Source organism: Nocardioides marmoraquaticus (assembly GCF_054777915.1).
On record NZ_BAAHAA010000025.1, the window covers coordinates 12,877 to 30,274 of the forward strand.

At 75.0% G+C, this 17,398-nt stretch carries 15 protein-coding genes; 9 read left to right on the forward strand and 6 right to left on the reverse strand.

Annotation, left to right across the window (positions count from 1 at the left end; translation table 11 throughout):
• Positions 1 to 225 precede the first annotated feature (225 nt).
• The 5 genes from ACYU8I_RS15890 to ACYU8I_RS15910 form a co-directional block, all read right to left on the reverse strand.
• A complete protein-coding gene (locus ACYU8I_RS15890; RefSeq protein ID WP_460842656.1) occupies positions 226 to 1,893 on the reverse strand; it encodes an MFS transporter in 1,668 nt (555 codons plus the stop codon).
• Positions 1,894 to 1,909: 16 nt separating this feature from the next.
• Positions 1,910 to 2,506: a TetR/AcrR family transcriptional regulator gene (locus tag ACYU8I_RS15895; protein WP_460842658.1), complete on the reverse strand. Its 597-nt coding sequence runs from the start codon at positions 2,504 to 2,506 to the stop codon at positions 1,910 to 1,912.
• Positions 2,507 to 2,626: 120 nt separating this feature from the next.
• A complete protein-coding gene (locus ACYU8I_RS15900; protein ID WP_460842660.1) occupies positions 2,627 to 3,418 on the reverse strand; it encodes a hypothetical protein in 792 nt (263 codons plus the stop codon).
• A gap of 117 nt (positions 3,419 to 3,535) precedes the next feature.
• On the reverse strand, positions 3,536 to 4,915 hold the full coding sequence (locus ACYU8I_RS15905) for an MFS transporter (RefSeq protein WP_460842663.1): 1,380 nt from the start codon (positions 4,913 to 4,915) through the stop codon (positions 3,536 to 3,538).
• 8 nt (positions 4,916 to 4,923) lie between these two features.
• Entirely contained in the window at positions 4,924 to 5,604 is a 681-nt protein-coding gene (locus ACYU8I_RS15910; RefSeq protein WP_460842666.1) for an alpha/beta hydrolase, read from the reverse strand.
• A gap of 120 nt (positions 5,605 to 5,724) precedes the next feature.
• Between ACYU8I_RS15910 and ligA the strand changes: the two genes are divergently transcribed.
• Together ligA and ACYU8I_RS15920 are read left to right on the forward strand one after the other, a co-directional pair.
• A complete protein-coding gene (gene ligA / locus ACYU8I_RS15915; protein ID WP_460842669.1) occupies positions 5,725 to 7,842 on the forward strand; it encodes an NAD-dependent DNA ligase LigA in 2,118 nt (705 codons plus the stop codon).
• Positions 7,842 to 8,153, forward strand: a complete 312-nt coding sequence (locus ACYU8I_RS15920; RefSeq protein WP_460842671.1) for a hypothetical protein — start codon at positions 7,842 to 7,844, stop codon at positions 8,151 to 8,153. Before ligA ends, ACYU8I_RS15920 begins: the two co-directional genes overlap by 1 nt.
• A 661-nt stretch (positions 8,154 to 8,814) precedes the next feature.
• Here the strand turns inward: ACYU8I_RS15920 and ACYU8I_RS15925 are convergent.
• Positions 8,815 to 9,711, reverse strand: a complete 897-nt coding sequence (locus ACYU8I_RS15925; RefSeq protein WP_460842673.1) for an SGNH/GDSL hydrolase family protein — start codon at positions 9,709 to 9,711, stop codon at positions 8,815 to 8,817.
• An 18-nt stretch (positions 9,712 to 9,729) separates the two neighbouring features.
• Here ACYU8I_RS15925 and gatC point away from each other — a divergent pair, with 18 nt between their 5' ends.
• The 7 genes from gatC (at position 9,730) to ACYU8I_RS15960 (ending at position 17,392) form a co-directional block, all read left to right on the forward strand.
• Positions 9,730 to 10,029, forward strand: coding sequence for an Asp-tRNA(Asn)/Glu-tRNA(Gln) amidotransferase subunit GatC (gene gatC / locus ACYU8I_RS15930; protein WP_460842675.1), 300 nt, complete (start codon positions 9,730 to 9,732; stop codon positions 10,027 to 10,029).
• A gap of 26 nt (positions 10,030 to 10,055) precedes the next feature.
• Complete coding sequence (gatA, locus tag ACYU8I_RS15935) at positions 10,056 to 11,555, forward strand: Asp-tRNA(Asn)/Glu-tRNA(Gln) amidotransferase subunit GatA (RefSeq protein ID WP_460842745.1); 1,500 nt, start codon at positions 10,056 to 10,058, stop codon at positions 11,553 to 11,555.
• Positions 11,552 to 13,060 (forward strand): Asp-tRNA(Asn)/Glu-tRNA(Gln) amidotransferase subunit GatB, encoded by a 1,509-nt coding sequence (gene gatB / locus ACYU8I_RS15940; RefSeq protein WP_460842678.1) that lies wholly within the window; start codon positions 11,552 to 11,554, stop codon positions 13,058 to 13,060. The genes gatA and gatB overlap by 4 nt, the downstream gene beginning before the upstream one ends.
• Before the next feature lie 95 nt (positions 13,061 to 13,155).
• Positions 13,156 to 13,875 carry a hypothetical protein gene (locus ACYU8I_RS15945; RefSeq protein ID WP_460842680.1) on the forward strand — a complete coding sequence of 240 codons (720 nt, stop codon included), beginning with the start codon at positions 13,156 to 13,158 and terminating at the stop codon, positions 13,873 to 13,875.
• Positions 13,872 to 14,978: a CbiQ family ECF transporter T component gene (locus ACYU8I_RS15950; RefSeq protein WP_460842682.1), complete on the forward strand. Its 1,107-nt coding sequence runs from the start codon at positions 13,872 to 13,874 to the stop codon at positions 14,976 to 14,978. Before ACYU8I_RS15945 ends, ACYU8I_RS15950 begins: the two co-directional genes overlap by 4 nt.
• Entirely contained in the window at positions 14,962 to 16,548 is a 1,587-nt protein-coding gene (locus tag ACYU8I_RS15955) for an ABC transporter ATP-binding protein (RefSeq protein WP_460842684.1), read from the forward strand. Before ACYU8I_RS15950 ends, ACYU8I_RS15955 begins: the two co-directional genes overlap by 17 nt.
• Complete coding sequence (locus ACYU8I_RS15960) at positions 16,532 to 17,392, forward strand: ECF transporter S component (protein ID WP_460842686.1); 861 nt, start codon at positions 16,532 to 16,534, stop codon at positions 17,390 to 17,392. Before ACYU8I_RS15955 ends, ACYU8I_RS15960 begins: the two co-directional genes overlap by 17 nt.
• Positions 17,393 to 17,398 lie beyond the last annotated feature (6 nt).

Here is a 17,398-nt window from a genome sequence, read left to right on the forward strand (position 1 = left end):
CCCCACCGACTGGTGGGGAGGGCGTCGCCGTCTCGGCTCGGTCCGCGAGGAGGTCGCGCAGCGACCGTCTCGGCTCGGTCCCCGAGGGGGTCGCGCAGCGACCGTCTCGGCTCGGTCCCTGAGGAGGTCGCCCAGCGACCGTCTCGGCTCGGTCCCTGAGGAGGTCGCGCAGCCACCCTCTCGGCTCGGTCCCTGAGGAGGTCGCGCAGCGACCGTCTCGAAGGGTCAGCCGGCGTGGACACCCTCCGGTGCGCCGTCCGTCGCGAGCTCCTCGTGCTTCACGCCGAGGAAGACCCACACCAGCAGGCTGGCGGTCCAGATCATGAAGGCGCCGGCCAGGAAGGCGTGCGTGGCGCCGTCGGTGAAGGCGCCCTGGTAGAGCAGGCCGGCCACGGCCTCGCGCACGCCCTCGCTGGGCTCGCCGCCGCCCGCGCCGGCCGCGGCCTGCTGCAGGCTCGTCCCGATCTGGGTGGCGCGGTCGGTGGAGAAGTGCACCGCCACGGTGGACAGCGCCGCGAGGCCCAGCGCGCCTCCGACCTGCTGCATGGTGTTGAGCACGCCGGAGCCGATGCCGGAGTCGCGGGCCCCGACGCCGTGCACGGCGGCCAGCGTCATGGGCACGAAGGTCGCGCCCATGCCGAGCGACATCAGCGCGATGAAGGGGAAGATCTCCGTCCAGTACGACACGTCGGTGCCGAGGTGCACCTGCGCCCGGCCGACCGCGCCGAGGATCGACGAGGCGGAGTCGTCGACGGAGAGCCGCGAGAAGCCCAGCAGGGCCAGGCCCGCCATGGCGGTGCCGGTGCCCGCGATCCAGCGGGGGTCGACCGTGGCGACGAGCTTGGAGGAGACGGTCGCGGCGATGACGATGCCGACGCTGAAGGGCAGGAACGCGACGCCGGTGTGCAGCGGCGAGTAGCCCATGACGTTCTGCACGAACTGCGAGAGGAAGTAGAACATCGCGAACATCGCGGCCGGGACGATCATCATCGTCACGAACGCGGTGGCCCGGGTGCGGCTGAGCAGGATCCGGAAGGGCAGCAGCGGGTGTGCGACCCGTCGCTCCACGACGACGAAGGCGGCGAGGAGCAGCACCCCGACGACGAGCGCGGTGACCGTGCCGGTGTCGCCCCAGCCGTGGGTCGGCTCACCGGCGCGGGACAGGCCGAAGACGATCGCCACGAGGCCCGCGGTGCCGCTCAGGGCGCCGGGCACGTCGAGCTGGCCCGGGTGCGACTCGCTCTCGGCGAGCACGCGGGGCGCGGCGAGCGCGGCGACGATGCCGATCGGCACGTTGATGAGGAAGGTCAGGCGCCACCCGTCGACGCTGGTGCCGAGCAGGTCGGGGGTCAGGCCGGTCAGCCAACCACCGAGGATCAGGCCGACCGCCGCGCCGGCGCCGGACATGGCGGCGTACACCGAGAAGGCGCGGTTGCGCTGCGGCCCGGCCGGGAAGTTGGTCGTGATCAGGGCGAGCGCGGCGGGGGAGGCAAGGGCGGCGCCGAGGCCCTGCAGGCCGCGCGAGCCGAGGAGCATCGCCTCGTTGGCCGCCAGGCCGCCGATGCCGGAGGCGACGGCGAAGATCGCGACGCCGACCATGAAGACGCGGCGGCGGCCGTAGAGGTCGCCGAGGCGTCCGCCGAGCAGCAGCAGGCCGCCGAAGGCGAGGGCGTAGCCGGTGACGACCCACTGCAGGTTGGCCTGCGAGATGCCGAGGTCGGACTGGATGTAGGGCAGCGCGATGTTGGCGATGGTGGCGTCGAGCACCACCATCAGCTGCGCCACGGAGATGAGCACCAGGGCCCAGCCGAGGCGGGTGGTGCCGTGGGTGCCGGAGTCGGTCGTGGTCTCGGGTTCGTCCGCCGGGGCGGCGGGCTCGCGTACGTCGGTCATGCTCGGGGCGCTTTCTTCAGGAGGTGGTGGCCGGGGCCCGGAGGCCGACGGCGGGCAGGATCACGTGGTCGACCACGCGTCGTACGGACTCGTCGTCGGTGGTGAGGCCGAGGACGAAGTAGCGGTGCAGGACGATCCCGGCGAGGGCCGGGACGATCAGGTCGAGGTCGAGGTCACCGTCGATCTCGCCGCGGCGCACGGCCCGGCGGTAGATCTCCTCGGTGGCGGCGACCTTGGGGGCGATCACGGCCTCGCGGAACAGCCCGGCGAACTCGGGGTCGCTGCCCAGCGCGGTGACGACCGCGCCCATCAGGGCGGTGGCGTCGGGACCGACGGGTCCGCGCGGGCCGCAGAACGTCGCGAGCAGGTCGTCGCGCAGCGAGCCGGTGTCGTGCGGGTCCAGGTGGGGTGCCCGGTGCCCGTGCAGCGTCGCCTCGACGACGAGGGCGGCCTTGGACGCCCACCGGCGGTAGAGCGTCGCCTTGCCGGCCCGGGCGCGCCTGGCGACCGCGTCGAGGGTGAGCCGGTCGTAGCCGACCTCGAGCAGCAGCTGCAGCGTCGCGTCGAGGATCTCCTCCTCGCGCTCGCCGACCACACGAGGGCGCGGGCCCAACGGACCTCCTCGGGACGGATGGAACGGAACGGTTCCGTTCAGTTGCCCCTTGCAACCACGGCCCGGCCCCGGGTGTTCCGGGGACCGGGCCGTGGTCTAGTCGGGCCCTGGGTGAGGCCGTCAGGGGGACGGCGAGGGGCTGGGCGTGCCGGCCCCCGCGTCGGGGTCCTCCGACGGGGTCGGGGTCGTCGGCGAGGTCGGCGTCGGGACCGGTGCGTCGGTCTCGGTCGGCTCCTCGCTCGGGGCCTGCGACGGGTCGGTCGACGACTCCTCGGTGGGCTGCTCCGACGGCTGCTCCGACGGCTCCTCCGACGGCGCCTCGGTGGGCTGCGGCTCCGGCGTGGGCTCGGAGCGGTTGCCGCTGAAGACGTTGCCCACCGTGGTGCTGCTGGTCTCGTCGTTGCCGAAGAAGCTCGACAGCGACCGCCCGGTCAGGCCCTCGAAGGAGGTGAGCACGACCATCGCGACCACCATGACGGCGGCGCTGGCGACGCCGACCTTGACCCACGGGAGGTCCGTGCCACGAGGGTCGAGACGCTTCCACCAGGGCGCCGCCGGGTCGTCGGGACCTCCGGCGCTGTCGTCACCCGCGTCGGCGGGCAGCGTGCGGGTGTCGTCGGGCCCCGGCTCGGAGCCCCTCGGGCGCGGGAGGCTGGCGCGGAGCGCCCCGCCCGACTCGCGCACCCGCTGCGCCCGGCGGCGCGCCATCTCGGCCGTGCGGCGCAGCGAGTAGGAGTACGTCGCCGATCCGACGGTGGCGACGACGGAGCCGAGCGCGGCCCCGATCAGGGTGCCGGCGGTGCCGAACCAGGAGGCGAAGACGGCAGCGGAGACGGCGGCCAGGGCGCTGGCCGCGACCTGGACGGTGGAGAGGTCGAGCTTGCGGGGCTCGTCGGTGGCTTCCTCGGGCATGGGTCCTTTGCGGGTCGGGTGCGGGCAGGTCGGCAGGCGTCGAGCCTTCCCGCTATGACGCCGCGGGCGGCGCAGACGTTCCTGTCGCGGGGCGTGACCTCGCCCACGTGGTCCTGGCTACCGTACGGCGCGCAGCCGGGGCGCCAGCGCGACCAGGCCGAGCACCGGCAGCACCGCCAGCCCGCCGAGGGCCGCACCCATGCCGAGCGTGTCGCCGAAACCACCGACGACGGCGGAGCCGACGCCGCCGCCGACGAGGAAGAACAGCGTCGCGATGCCGAGCGCGACCCCCCGCACGTCGTCGTGCACGGCGTCGCCGACGGCCTCCATCAGCGCGGGCTGGCCGAGGCCGAAGGCGAAGGTCACGGAGACCACCGCCGTGACGAGGAGCACGGCGGCGACGACGGTGCTGCCGACCGAGGCGCCGAGGGCGGCGACGACGAGCGCCACGAACGACACCGACGAGGCGACGGCCAGGCTGCGGGGCGGCCCGATCCGGTCGAGCAGCGGGCCGGCGACCCGGGGCGCCAGCAGGCCCGTCACGGCGCTCGGCAGCAGCGCGACGCCGACCTGCCAGGGCTCCCAGCCGCGACCGACGAGCACGGCGGGCACGGCGATGAGCAGCGCGAACCAGGCGGCGGGCGTGGCTGCGGCGGCCACCGCGCTGCGCACCACGGCGGCGTTGCGGATCACCGCGACCGGCAGGAAGCCCTGGGGACGGCGGCGTACCCAGGCGGCGACGGCGGGGGCGCCGAGCACGGCCAGGGCGGCGCCGATCGCCGCCACGAGCGGTCCGGTGGAGGGCGACTGCACGAGCAGCACGACCCCGGCGGCGGTGGCGGCGACGAGCACGGCGCCGATGACGTCGAGGCGGGCGCCGCTGCCGGTGGCCGGCACCTCGCGCCACATCAGGGGCAGCAGCAGGATGCCCAGCATGGGCAGCGCGATCACGGCGCGCCAGCTGAGCAGGCCCTCGATGCTGCCGCCGGCCAGCGGGCCCAGGCAGCTCAGCGCGGCGGCGACGCCGGCGACGGTGCCGAGTGCCCGGCCTCGGTGCGCGCCGCGGTAGCGGGCGCTCACGACCGCGACCCCGAGGGTCGGCACGGCCGCGGCTCCGGCGCCCTGCAGCACGCGCGCGGCGAGCAGCACGCCGAAGTCGGGCGCCAGCGCGCCGGCCAGCGCCCCCAGCGTCATCAGCACCAGTCCCACCAGCAGCGGCAGCCGCGGGCCGACGAGGTCGGAGACCCGGCCGTAGACGGCCGTCATCACGGCCAGCATCAGCGCGTAGAGGCTGATCGCCCACGCGCTGACGCCGGTGCCGACGCCCAGGTCGGCGGCCAGGGTCGGCAGCGCGATGGCCGCCGACGACGAGCCGAAGCCCGCCATGCCGAAGAGCAGGCCGACCAGCAGCGGGAGGCGCAGTGCCCGGCCGGAGGTCGGGGCGGGCGGCTCAGCGAGCGGGTCGGTCAGGTCGGGGTCGGTGGCGCGTGCAGACATTGCCGGCGTCAACCATCTCGTCCTGCTCCGCATTCCACCCCGGCGCGGACGAGCACCTCGCGGCAGCCGACGAGCGCGAGCTGGTTCCAGTGGCCGGTCCTGGCGAGCATGTAGTGGCCCAGCGCGCCGGCGTCGACGAAGTCGGCCGAGGCGGCGACGCCCCGGGCCCGCTCGACGTAGGCCCGCGTCATGCGCGCCGAGGTGATCCGGTCGCGGCTGCCGTGCACGGCCACGAGGTGACGCCCGGCCAGGGTGCGCACGGGGTCCTCCGGACCGAGCCACGGGGCGAGGGCGACCAGCCCCACGACGGCGGGGTGGTCGGCGACGTACGCCGACGTGCGCGCGCCCATGGAGTGGCCGAGCAGCACGACGGGGAGCCCCGGGTGCTCCCGCTGCAGCTCCTCCAGGGCCCAGCGGGCGTCGGGGACGGGGGAGGGCTCGGGCCCGGCGCCGGCGTTCCAGCCCCGCACCGTGTAGGTCAGCAGGTGCACGGCGACACCGTCGTCGCGCAGCGGCCCGTCGATGGCGCGCCGCATCACGTCGGAGCGCCAGCGCGAGGCGCTGCGCCCGCCGACGGGCTCCAGCCCGCGGGGCTTGCCGCCGTGGAGCATGAGCACCACCGCCCGCGGGTCGGCGGGTGGGCGGGAGGCGGTCAGGCCGGGGCCGGGCCGGTCGTCGTGCTCGGGCACGGGGCTCCTGTCGCTCGGGATCTCACGGATCTGGTCGGGGGCGCTTCGACGCCGAGGGCCCCGCTGGATGGGGTACCCGGGCGGCTGCCGGTTGTCGGTGGGCGAGGGCAAGATGGCCTCGTGACGCACGCCTCCCACGATGCCTCGGCCGACGACCTGCGCCAGGAGCACCGCCGCCTCGTCGAGGAGGTCGAGGAGGCCCGCTGGCGCTACTACGTGCTCGACGACCCCACGCTGTCCGACGCCGACTTCGACGTCCGCATGCGGCGGCTCGAGGAGCTCGAGGAGCAGCTGCCCGACCTGCGCACGCCCGACTCGCCCACGCAGAAGGTCGGCGGGGCGGTCTCGACCGAGTTCACGGCCGTCGACCACCTCGAGCCGATGCAGAGCCTCGACAACGCCTTCTCGACCGAGGAGCTCGAGGCCTGGGCGGGCCGGCTGGCCCGCGACGGCGTCAGCGACGCGGCCTACCTGTGCGAGCTCAAGGTCGACGGGCTCGCGATCAACCTGCTCTACGAGGACGGCCGCCTGGTGCGCGCGCTCACCCGTGGCGACGGGCGCACCGGCGAGGACGTCACGCCCAACGTGCGCACCATCGGCTCGATCCCGCACCGGTTGGCCGGCAGCGACGAGTTCCCCACGCCCCGGCTGCTCGAGGTGCGCGGCGAGGTGTTCCTGCCCGTCAGGGCCTTCGAGCAGCTCAACGAGCAGATGGTCGAGGCCGGCAAGCCGATGTTCGCCAACCCGCGCAACGCCGCGGCGGGGTCGCTGCGCCAGAAGGACCCCCGGGTGACCGCCCGCCGGGCGCTGGGCATGGTCTGCCACGGCATCGGCGCCCGCGAGGGCTTCGAGGCCGCGGCGCAGTCCGAGGCCTACGCCGCGCTCAAGGCCTGGGGCCTGCCCACGAGCGAGCGGGCCAAGGTCGTCCACGGGCTCGACGAGGTCGGCGAGTTCGTCTCCCACTACGGCGAGCACCGCCACGACGTCGAGCACGAGATCGACGGCGTGGTGGTCAAGGTCGACGACGTGGCGCTGCAGCGCCGGCTCGGCTCGACCAGCCGGGCGCCGCGCTGGGCGATCGCCTTCAAGTACCCGCCCGAGGAGGTCAACGCCGAGCTGCTGGCCATCGAGGTGCAGGTGGGCCGCACCGGTCGGGTCTCGCCGTTCGGCCGCATGGTGCCGACCAAGGTCGCCGGGTCGACGGTCGAGAAGGCGACGCTGCACAACGCCCACGAGGTCAGGCGCAAGGACGTCCGACCGGGCGACACCGTCGTGCTGCGCAAGGCCGGCGACGTCATCCCCGAGATCCTCGGCCCGGTGCTCGCGCTGCGCCCCGAGGGGCTGCCCGAGTGGGAGATGCCGACGGCCTGCCCGTCGTGCGGCTCCGAGCTCTACCAGCAGAAGGAGGGCGACCGCGACCTGCGCTGCCCCAACCACGAGCACTGCCCGGCGCAGGTGCGCGAGCGCATCTTCCACGTCGCGAGCCGGGGCGCCTTCGACATCGAGGGCGTGGGCGCCGAGGCCGCGCACGCGCTCCTCGAGGCGGGCGTGATCGCCAACGAGGGCGACCTGTTCGACCTCGACCGCGACCGGCTGCTGCGCACCGAGCTCTTCACCCGCGCCGCCAAGAAGACCGAGGCCGAGGTCGCCGTCGACGGCCGCGTGCTGTCGGCCAACGGCGAGCGGCTGCTGGCCCACCTCGGCGAGCGCCGCGACGTGCCGTTGTGGCGGGTGCTGGTCGCGCTGTCGATCCGTCACGTCGGCCCCACGGCCGCCCGCGCCCTGGCCACCCGCTTCGAGTCGATGCAGGCGATCCGCGAGGCGCCCGAGGAGCTGCTCGCCGACACCGAGGGCGTCGGGCCCACCATCGCCGAGTCGGTGCGCCGCTTCTTCGACGAGGAGCCCGCGGCCGCCTGGCACAACCGCATCGTCGACTCGTGGGCCGCGGCCGGCGTGAGCATGGCCGACGAGCGCGACGCCTCCGTCACCCGCACCCTCGAGGGGCTGACGATCGTCGCGACCGGTTCGCTCGCGGGGTTCACCCGCGACTCGGTCAAGGAGGCGATCATCAGCCGCGGCGGCAAGGCGTCGGGCTCGGTGTCGAAGAAGACCGACTACGTCGTCGTCGGCGACAACGCCGGCACCAAGGCCGAGAAGGCCGAGCAGCTCGGCGTCACCACCCTCGACGAGGCGCAGTTCGTCACCCTGCTCGAGCAGGGACCCGACGGGCTGTCCTGATGCCGGGCCTCGTCCTGCACAAGCGCTGGCGGCTGCGCCAGGGCGTCGCCGTGGCCGACGTGGTCGACCTCGTGCGCACGCGGATCGTCCCGCACTACGCCCGGCTGAGCCCTGAGGTCGGCCTCGGGCTCGAGCAGGACGACGACACCTCCGTCGTCGCCACCCAGCGCTGGACCAGCCGCGCCGCCCTCGAGGCGGCCACGACCGGAGCGGCGTACGACGCCTGGTGGGAGGCGTACCTGCCGGTCCTGTCCGACTGGGACCGGCTCGTCACCTTCGACTCGGAGTGGGAGTCGGTCGAGCTGCTCTGAGCCTCCCCGCCCCTCGTGACGCCCGCTCGTCCCTCGCGGGCTCCTCGGGGAGCGGGGACGTGACCGGTCCCTGAGGTGCGAGCGCACCGAGCCCCCCGCTCCGTGAGGTGCGAGCGCAGCGAGGCCCCCCGCTCCCCTGAGGTGCGAGCGCAGCGAGCCCCTCGGTCCCTGAGGTGCGAGCGCAGCGAGCCCCTCGGTTCCTGAGGTACGAGCGCAGCGTGCCCCCCGCTCCCTGAGGTGCGAGCGCAGCGAGCCTCGAAGGGGCGGCTCGGTGTCAGGATCGTGTCGGCTCCGGGCCGTCGGGACGACCCGTTCCTGACATCGAGCGGGGTGTCGGGCCGGCGCCCCTCGTGACCCCCGCTCGTCCCTCGCGGGCTCCTCGGGGAGCGGGGACGTGACCGCTCGCTGAGGTGCGAGCGCAGCGAGCCCCTCGCTCCCTGAGGTGCGAGCGCAGCGAGCCCCCTCGCTCCCTGAGGTGCGAGCGTAGCGAGCCCCCTCGCTCCCTGAGGTGCGAGCGCAGCGAGCCTCGAAGGGCGGCTCGGTGTCAGGATCGTGTCGGGCCGCCCCTCGTGACGCCCGCTCGTCCCTCGCGGGCTCCTCGGGGAGCGGGGACGTGACCGCTCCCTGAGGTGCGAGCGCAGCGAGCCTCGAAGGGGGGGCGTCAGCGGTCGACGGCCGCCAGGACCGCGTCGGCGACGGCTTGCTGCTCCTCGGCAAAGGGGTGGAAGGCGAGGGCGCGCTGCTGGTCGGTGTCGGCGCCGTTGACCCAGGGCTCGTCGGCGCAGATGTCGTGGTCGGCGGTGGCCTCGGCGACGTCGACGTACGTCACCCCGGCGCGCTCGGCGGCGGAGCGGACGGCGTCGTTGAGCGCCGTGTTGAGCCGCGCCGCCACGCGGCGGGTGCCGTCGGAGAGCGGCAGCGCCTCGCAGCCGCGGTCGGCCGAGACGATGGTGGGGTAGCCGACCGCCAGCACCTGGGCGTCGGGCGCGCGGCGCTGCACCAGCCGCAGCGTGCGCAGCAGGTCGTCGCTGGTGCGCTCGAGCCGCTGGGCGAGCCGCGACTCGTCGCTGGCAGTCAGCTCGCGGGCGCAGCGGCTCGGGGCACCGGGACGGCCGCACTGCCCGACCAGGGTGGAGAAGACGCCGCCGTCGTTGCCGCCGAGGGCGACCGTCACCAGCTGCGCCTCCGGGGTCACGGCCTGCGCCTGCGGGGGTACGCCGCGGAGCTGGCGGGAGCGCACGTCGGTGGTGTCGGCGCCGGCGCAGCTGACGTCGGTCAGCTCGGCACCGAGCGCCTCGGCCACGAGCGAGGGGTAGTTGGTGTCGGAGCGGAAGCAGCCGCCGGCCACGTCGGTCAGCGGCACGAAGGGCGCGGAGGTGTAGGAGTCGCCGAGGGCGACGTACGTCGTGGGCCCGCCGGCTGCGCTCGGGGCGGCCGCCGGGGGCTCGGCGACGGGCTCGCCGCCGTCGGCGCCGGGGGAGCAGGCGGTGACCAGCAGGCCGAGGCACGTCACGACCAGGACGAGCAGGCGAGGGGGAAGAAGGCGGTGCGGAGGCACCCACCTAGGATGACGCGCATGCCTGAGATCAGCCGCGAGCAGGTCCGGCACCTCGCCGACCTGGCCCGCATCGACCTCGACGACGCCGAGCTCGACCACCTGGCGCCGCAGCTCGCGGTGATCCTCGAGTCGGTCGCCTCGATCGGCGAGGTCGCTGCCGACGACATCCCCCCGACGTCGCACCCGCTGCCCCTGACCAACGTGTTCCGCGACGACGTCGTCACCCCCGGCCTCACCCCCGCGCAGGCGCTGTCGGGCGCACCGGCGGTCGAGGACCAGAAGTTCGCCGTGCCGCGCATCCTGGGTGACGAGCAGTGAGCGGCATCCACGCGACCGCCGCCGAGATGGCCGCCGCGCTCGCCGCCGGCGAGACCACCAGCGTCGAGCTCGTCCAGGCCCACCTCGACCGCATCGCGGCCGTCGACGGCACGCCGACCGAGGGCGTCCACGCGTTCCTGCACGTCGACGCCGAGGGCGCGCTCGCCGCCGCCCGGGCCTCCGACGAGCGTCGCGCGGCCGGCCGGCCGCTCTCCGAGCTCGACGGCGTGCCGATCGCCGTCAAGGACGTGCTGGCCACCGACGGCCTGCCGACCACCTGCGGCTCGAAGATCCTCGAGGGCTGGGTGCCGCCGTACGACGCCACGGTCGTGCGCCGCCTCAAGGAGGCGGGCCTGCCGATCCTCGGCAAGACCAACATGGACGAGTTCGCGATGGGCTCCTCCACCGAGCACTCCGCCTACGGCCCCACCCGCAACCCGTGGGACCTCGAGCGCATCCCCGGCGGGTCCGGCGGCGGCTCGGCGGCGGCCGTGGCGTCGTACCAGGCCCCGCTGGCGCTCGGCACCGACACCGGCGGCTCGATCCGCCAGCCCGGCGCCGTCACCGGCACCGTGGGCGTGAAGCCGACGTACGGCGGCGTCAGCCGCTACGGCCTGGTGGCCATGGCCAACAGCCTCGACCAGGTCGGCCCGGTCACCCGCACGGTCCTCGACGCGGCGCTGCTGCACGAGGTCGTCGGCGGGCACGACCCGCTCGACTCCACCAGCGTCGACCAGCCGCTGCCCGACCTCGTCGGCGCGGCCCGCGAGGGCGCCGACGGCGACCTCACCGGCGTCAAGGTCGGCGTCGTCACCGAGCTGGGCGGCGAGGGCTACCAGCCGGGGGTGCAGCAGCGCTTCGACGAGGCGGTCGAGCTGCTCGTGCAGGCGGGTGCCGAGGTGGTGCAGGTCAGCTGCCCGAGCTTCGTGCACGCGCTCGCGGCCTACTACCTGGTGATGCCGAGCGAGGCGTCGTCCAACCTCGCCCGCTTCGACGCCATGCGCTACGGCCTCCGCGTCACTCCCGACGGTGCCGCCCCGAGCGCCGAGGAGGTCATGCGCGCGACCCGCGACGCGGGCTTCGGCGACGAGGTCAAGCGCCGGATCGTCCTCGGCACCTACGCGCTGTCCAGCGGCTACTACGACGCCTACTACGGCCAGGCGCAGAAGGTCCGCACGCTGATCTCGCGCGACTTCGCCCGTGCCTTCGACAAGGCCGACGTGCTCGTCAGCCCGACCGCGCCGACCACGGCGTTCCGGCTGGGGGAGAAGCTCGACGACCCGCTGGCGATGTACCTCAACGACGTCGCCACCATCCCGGCCAACCTCGCCGGCGTCCCGGGCATCTCGGTGCCGGCGGGTCTCGCTCCCGAGGACGACCTGCCGGTCGGCGTGCAGCTGCTCGCCCCCGCCCTGGCCGACGACCGGCTCTACCGGGTGGGCGCGGCGCTCGAGGCGTTGCTCGAGGCCCGGTGGGGTGGCCCGCTGCTCACCCACGACAAGCTCGACGAGGCGGTGCGCCCATGAGTGCCCACGACCAGCTCCTGTCCTTCGACGACGCGCTGGCGTCGTACGACCCGGCGATGGGCCTGGAGGTCCACGTCGAGCTCGGCACCGCCACCAAGATGTTCTGCGGCTGCTCGACGGTCTTCGGCGCCGAGCCCAACACCCAGGTGTGCCCGACCTGCCTGGGCCTGCCCGGCTCGATGCCGGTCGTCAACGCCGTGGCGGTGGAGTCGGCGATCCGGATCGGCCTCGCGCTCAACTGCGAGATCGCGGAGTGGTGCCGCTTCGCGCGCAAGAACTACTTCTACCCGGACATGCCGAAGAACTTCCAGACCAGCCAGTACGACGAGCCCATCGCGTTCGACGGCTGGACCGAGGTCGAGGTCGTGACCGACGAGGGCCCGCGCACCTTCCGCGTCGAGATCGAGCGTGCCCACATGGAGGAGGACACCGGCAAGTCGACCCACGTCGGCACCACCGGCCGCATCCACGGCGCCGACTACTCGCTCGTCGACTACAACCGCGCCGGCATCCCCCTCATCGAGATCGTCACCAAGCCCATCGTGGGTGCCCGCGAGCACGCGCCGGCCGTCGCCCGGGCGTACGTCGCCCACCTGCGCGAGCTGCTGCTGGGTCTCGGGGTGAGCGACGTGCGCATGGAGCAGGGCTCGCTGCGCTGCGACGTCAACCTCTCGCTCTCGCCCGCCGGCTCGGGTGCCCTCGGCACCCGCACCGAGACCAAGAACGTCAACTCGCTCCGCTCGGTCGAGCGGGCGGCCCGCTACGAGGTCTCGCGCCAGGCGGCGCTGCTGCAGGGCGGCGGGTCGGTGACGCAGGAGACGCGGCACTGGCACGAAGACACCGGCGTCACCACGTCGGGCCGCGAGAAGTCCGACGCCGAGGACTACCGCTACTTCCCCGAGCCCGACCTGGTGCCGGTCGCCCCGAGCCGCGAGTGGGTCGAGCAGCTCCGCGCCGAGCTGCCCGAGCCGCCGCGCGAGCGTCGCGCCCGGCTGCAGCAGGCCTGGGGCTTCTCCGACCTCGAGATGCGCGACACCGTCGGCGCCGGGGCCCTCGAGCTGGTCGAGCAGACCATCGCGGAGGGCAGCCCGCCGCAGGCCGCGCGCAAGTGGTGGCTCTCCGAGCTGGCCCGTCGGGCCAACGAGCAGGGCACCGAGCTCACCGGCCTGCCCGTCACGCCGGCCCAGGTCGCCCGCATCCAGGCGCTGGTCGACGAGGGCTCGCTCAACGACAAGCTGGCCCGTCAGGTCTTCGACGGCGTGCTCGCCGGCGAGGGCGACCCCGACGCGGTGGTCGCTGCCCGAGGGCTCGCGATCGTCTCCGACGACGGCGCCCTCGGCGCGGCGGTCGACCAGGCGATCGCCGAGAACCCCGACGTCGCCCAGAAGATCCGCGACGGCAAGGTCGCCGCCGCCGGCGCCCTGATCGGCTCGGTGATGAAGCAGATGCGCGGCCAGGCCGACGCCGGCCGGGTCCGCGAGCTGATCCTCGAGCGGCTGTCCTGAGCCCGGTCGTGCGGCCGGGTCGTGAGCAGGGTCTCCGGCGTGACCCGTCGCGGTGTCGGGTAACTGTGGGTGTGACCGCAATCCAGGAGGACCCCATGTCTCGTCGCCTGAGCCTGCTGCTCGGTGCGCTGCTGCTGAGCCTCGCGTGGGCGGTGCCGGCGTACGCCTCGCCGTCGCCCTCGGCGGCCCCCGCGGATGGTGACTTCTGCGCCGACGGCGTCGGGGTCAGCGTCGCGGTCGACGCCACGGCGGCCGACGGCGACGTGCGCGAGACCTGCGTGCCCGCCGACTCCGAGACTCCCGCGACCGACGTGCTCGAGCAGGCCGGCGTCGAGCTGGCCTTCGTGCAGGGCCAGCCGGGTTTCGTGTGCACCGTCGACGGCCTGCCGGCCGACCAGGACTGCTCGACCACGCCGTCGGGCAGCTCCTACTGGGGCTTGTTCCTGGCCAGCCAGGGCACCGGCGCGGGTGACGGCAGCGGCGACGGGGCGTGGGACTACGCCCCGGTCGGCGTCGAGGACCTCCGGCTGCAGCCGGGCGACTTCGTCGGCTTCGCGTGGCAGACCTCCGCCGAGCCCGCGCCGCCGGGCGCCGAGCCGGTCGCGGGCTCCGCGACCGGTGCGTCCGAGAGCTCCGAGCCGCAGCCCAACGACGGCCAGACGATCCCCAGCACGCCGGGCACCGACGCCAGCGAGGCCGCCGACTCCGGCCCCGGCGACGGCATCCCGGTGTGGATCTTCTACGTCGTCGTGGTCGTCGCGGCCGTGTCCGGCCTCGTGTTCGTGATGCTGCGCCGCCGCCGCTCCGGGACGTGATCCGGCTGGCCCGGGACCTGCACCCCGCCGCGTGGTGGGTGTGGGCCCTCGGGCTGGCCACGGCGGCCACCGCCACGCTCAACCCCGCGCTGCTCCTGCTGCTGGTGCTGGTCGCGGGCTTCGTGGTGGCGGCCCGGCGGGGCGACCACCCGTGGTCGCGCGCCTTCCGGCTGTACGTGGTCGTCGGCCTCGTCATCGTGCTGCTGCGCGTCGTGGTGCGGGTGCTGTTCGGAAGCGGCCTGGGCGGCACCGAGCTGCTGTGGCTCCCGCGGGTGCCGCTGCCCGACTGGGCCGCCGGCATCAGCCTGCTCGGCCCGGTCACGCGGGAGTCGCTGCTCGCCGGGCTCTACGACGGCATGCGCCTGGCCACCCTCGTCATCTGCGTCGGGGCCGCCAACGCGCTGGCCAACCCCAAGCGGCTGCTCAAGACGCTGCCACCCGCCCTCTACGAGATCGGCACCGCCGTCGTCGTCGCCGTCACGCTGCTGCCGCAGCTGGCCGACAGCCTGAGGCGGGTGCGCGCGGCCCGGCGGCTGCGCGGCGTACCGGGTGGTCGGGTGGCCCGCTTCCGCGGCGTCGTGGTGCCGGTGCTCGAGGACGCCCTGGAGCGCTCGCTGGCGCTCGCGGCGGGCATGGACGCCCGTGGCTACGGCCGCTCGGGGGCGCTCACCCGTGGTCGGCGCACCACCACCGGGGCGCTGCTGCTGCTCGGGCTGCTCGGGCTCTGCGTGGGCACCTACGCCCTGCTCGACCTCACCGCGCCGCGATGGCTCGCCGTTGCGGGGCTGGCGGGAGGCGTGGGGCTCGCCGGGCTCGGGCTGTGGTCGGCCGGCCGCCGCGTGCACCGCACCCGCTACCGCCCTGACCCGTGGGCGCTGCCGGAGACCGTGGTGGCCCTCTCGGGCGTCGCCGTCGCGGCCGGGACCCGGCTGCTGGTGCCGGGCGGGGTACGGTTCCCCGCGCTGGACGCGGTGCCCGCGCTGAGTCCCCTCGCCGTCGTCGTGGTGATCCTGGGCCTGGTGGCCGCCGTCGCAGCGCCGCCGCCGCGGCTGTCGACCGCGGGGGCCGACCGGACGGAGGTGGCGCGTGCTGGCACTGCGTGACCTCGGCTTCCGCTACGCCCCCGACCTCCCGGCGGTGCTCGAACACGTCGACCTCGAGCTGGAGGAGGGCGAGCTGGTGCTCGTGGCCGGCCGCACCGGGGTCGGCAAGTCGACGTTGCTCGGCGTGCTCGACGGGCTGGTGCCCTCCTTCACCGGCGGCGTGCTCGAGGGCGACGTCGTGCTCGACGGCACGAGCATCGTCGAGCTGCCGCCGCGCGAGCGCGCCCACGTCGTCGGCTACGTCGGGCAGGACCCGACCGCCGGCTTCGTCACCGACTCGGTCGAGGAGGAGCTCGCCTACGGCATGGAGCAGCTCGGCGTCGAGCCCGCGACGATGCGCCGCCGCGTCGAGGAGACGCTGGACCTGCTCGGCATCGCCGAGCTGCGCGGCCGCGACCTGCGCACGCTCTCGGGCGGTCAGCAGCAGCGCGTCGCCATCGGGGCCGTCCTGACCATGCACCCGCGGCTGCTGGTGCTCGACGAGCCCACCTCGGCGCTCGACCCGACCGCTGCCGAGGAGGTGCTGGCCACGCTGACCCGGCTCGTGCACGACCTCGGCGTGACCGTCGTGCTCGCCGAGCACCGGCTCGAGCGCGTGGTGCCCTTCGTCGACCGGATGGTGCTGGTCGAGGGCTCCGGCCGGATCCGCGTGGGTGCGCCGGCCGAGGTGCTCGCCGACTCGCCGGTCGCCCCGCCGATCGTCGAGCTCGGCCGCTGGGCGGGCTGGAGCCCGCTGCCGCTGAGCGTGCGTGACGCACGTCGACGGGCCTCGCGGCTCGCGCTGCCGGTGGCGCCCGAACGCGCTGCCCTGCCGCCCGCCGTGCCGGCCCTGACCGCGCGGGGCGTCTCGGTCGCCTACGGCCGCGTCGTGGCACTGCGCGAGGTCGACCTCAGCCTCGCCGCCGGTCAGGTCACCGCGCTGATGGGCCGCAACGGGTCGGGCAAGTCGACCCTGCTGTGGGCCCTGCAGGGCTCGCGGCGTCGTACGACGGGCGACGTCGCGGTGGGCGGTCACGACCCGGCTCGCCTCGCCGCCGAGGAGCGTCGCCGCCAGGTGGCGCTGGTGCCGCAGACGGCGGCCGACCTCCTCTACCTGGAGACCGTCGCCGACGAGCTCGCCGTGGCCGACCGCGACGCCGGGGTGGCGGCGGGCACCGCCGACGCGCTGCTCGAGCGGCTGGTGCCGGGCGTGCCGCGCAACAGCCACCCGCGCGACCTCTCGGAGGGCCAGCGCCTGGCCGTCGCGCTCGCCGTGGTGCTGCTGGGCGACCCGCCGGCGCTGCTGCTCGACGAGCCGACCCGGGGCCTCGACTACCCGGGCAAGGTCGCGCTCGCCGGGGTGCTGCGCGACCAGGCCGCGCAGGGCCGCGCCGTGCTGGTCGCGACCCACGACGTCGAGTTCGTCGCGCAGGTCGCCCACCAGGTGGTGGTGCTCGCCGACGGCGAGGTCGTCTCGGCCGGCCCCACCGGGCGGGTGGTCGCCGAGTCGCCCGCCTTCGCGCCGCAGGTGCACAAGATCCTCGGCCCGCCGTGGCTCACCGTCGACGAGGTGCGTGAGCCGCGTGGCTGACGTGGCGCACCGCGACGACCGGCTCGACGTGCCGGGCCTGCGGCTGCGGCCACGTTCGGCGGTGACGCTCGTGGTCGCCTCGCTGCTCGGCCTGGCGATGTTCTGCTGGCCGCTGCTGCTGCAGGTGCCGCCCGACGCGCAGTCGGTGCAGCCGCCCTTCCTGCTCACCGCGCTGCTGCCCGTGGTCGCGGTCGTCTGCCTGGCCGAGCTCACCGAGGGCGGCATGGACGCCAAGGTGCTGGCGATGCTGGGCGTGCTGACCGCGGTCAACGCCGTGCTCCGCGGGCTCGGCGCCGGCATCGCCGGCATCGAGACGGTCTTCTTCCTGCTCGTGCTGGCTGGGCGGGTCTTCGGCCCGGGCTTCGGGTTCGTCCTCGGGTGCACCTCGATGTTCGCCTCCGCGCTGCTGACCGGCGCGGTCGGGCCGTGGCTGCCCTTCCAGATGGTCGCCGCCGCCTGGGTGGGGCTGGGCGCTGGTCTGCTGCCGCGACGGCTGCGCGGCCGGGCCGAGATCGCGGCGCTCGTCGCCTACGCCGTGGTGGCGTCGTACGCCTTCGGGCTGGCGATGAACCTGATGAGCTGGCCCTTCCTGCTCGGCGTCGAGGTGCCCGGCCACGACGGCGGGCTGTCGTTCGTGCCCGGGGCGCCGCTGCTCGACAACCTGCACCGCTTCGCGATCTACACCCTGCTGACCTCCACCGGCGGCTGGGACACCGGCCGCGCCGTCACCACGGCGATCGCGCTCGTGGTGCTCGGCCCCGCCGTGCTGACGACGCTGCGGCGCGCCGTGCGGCGGGCGGTCGTCGTACGTCGCAGCGAGGCCGCCCAGCCCCCTGCTGGCTAGCCTCGA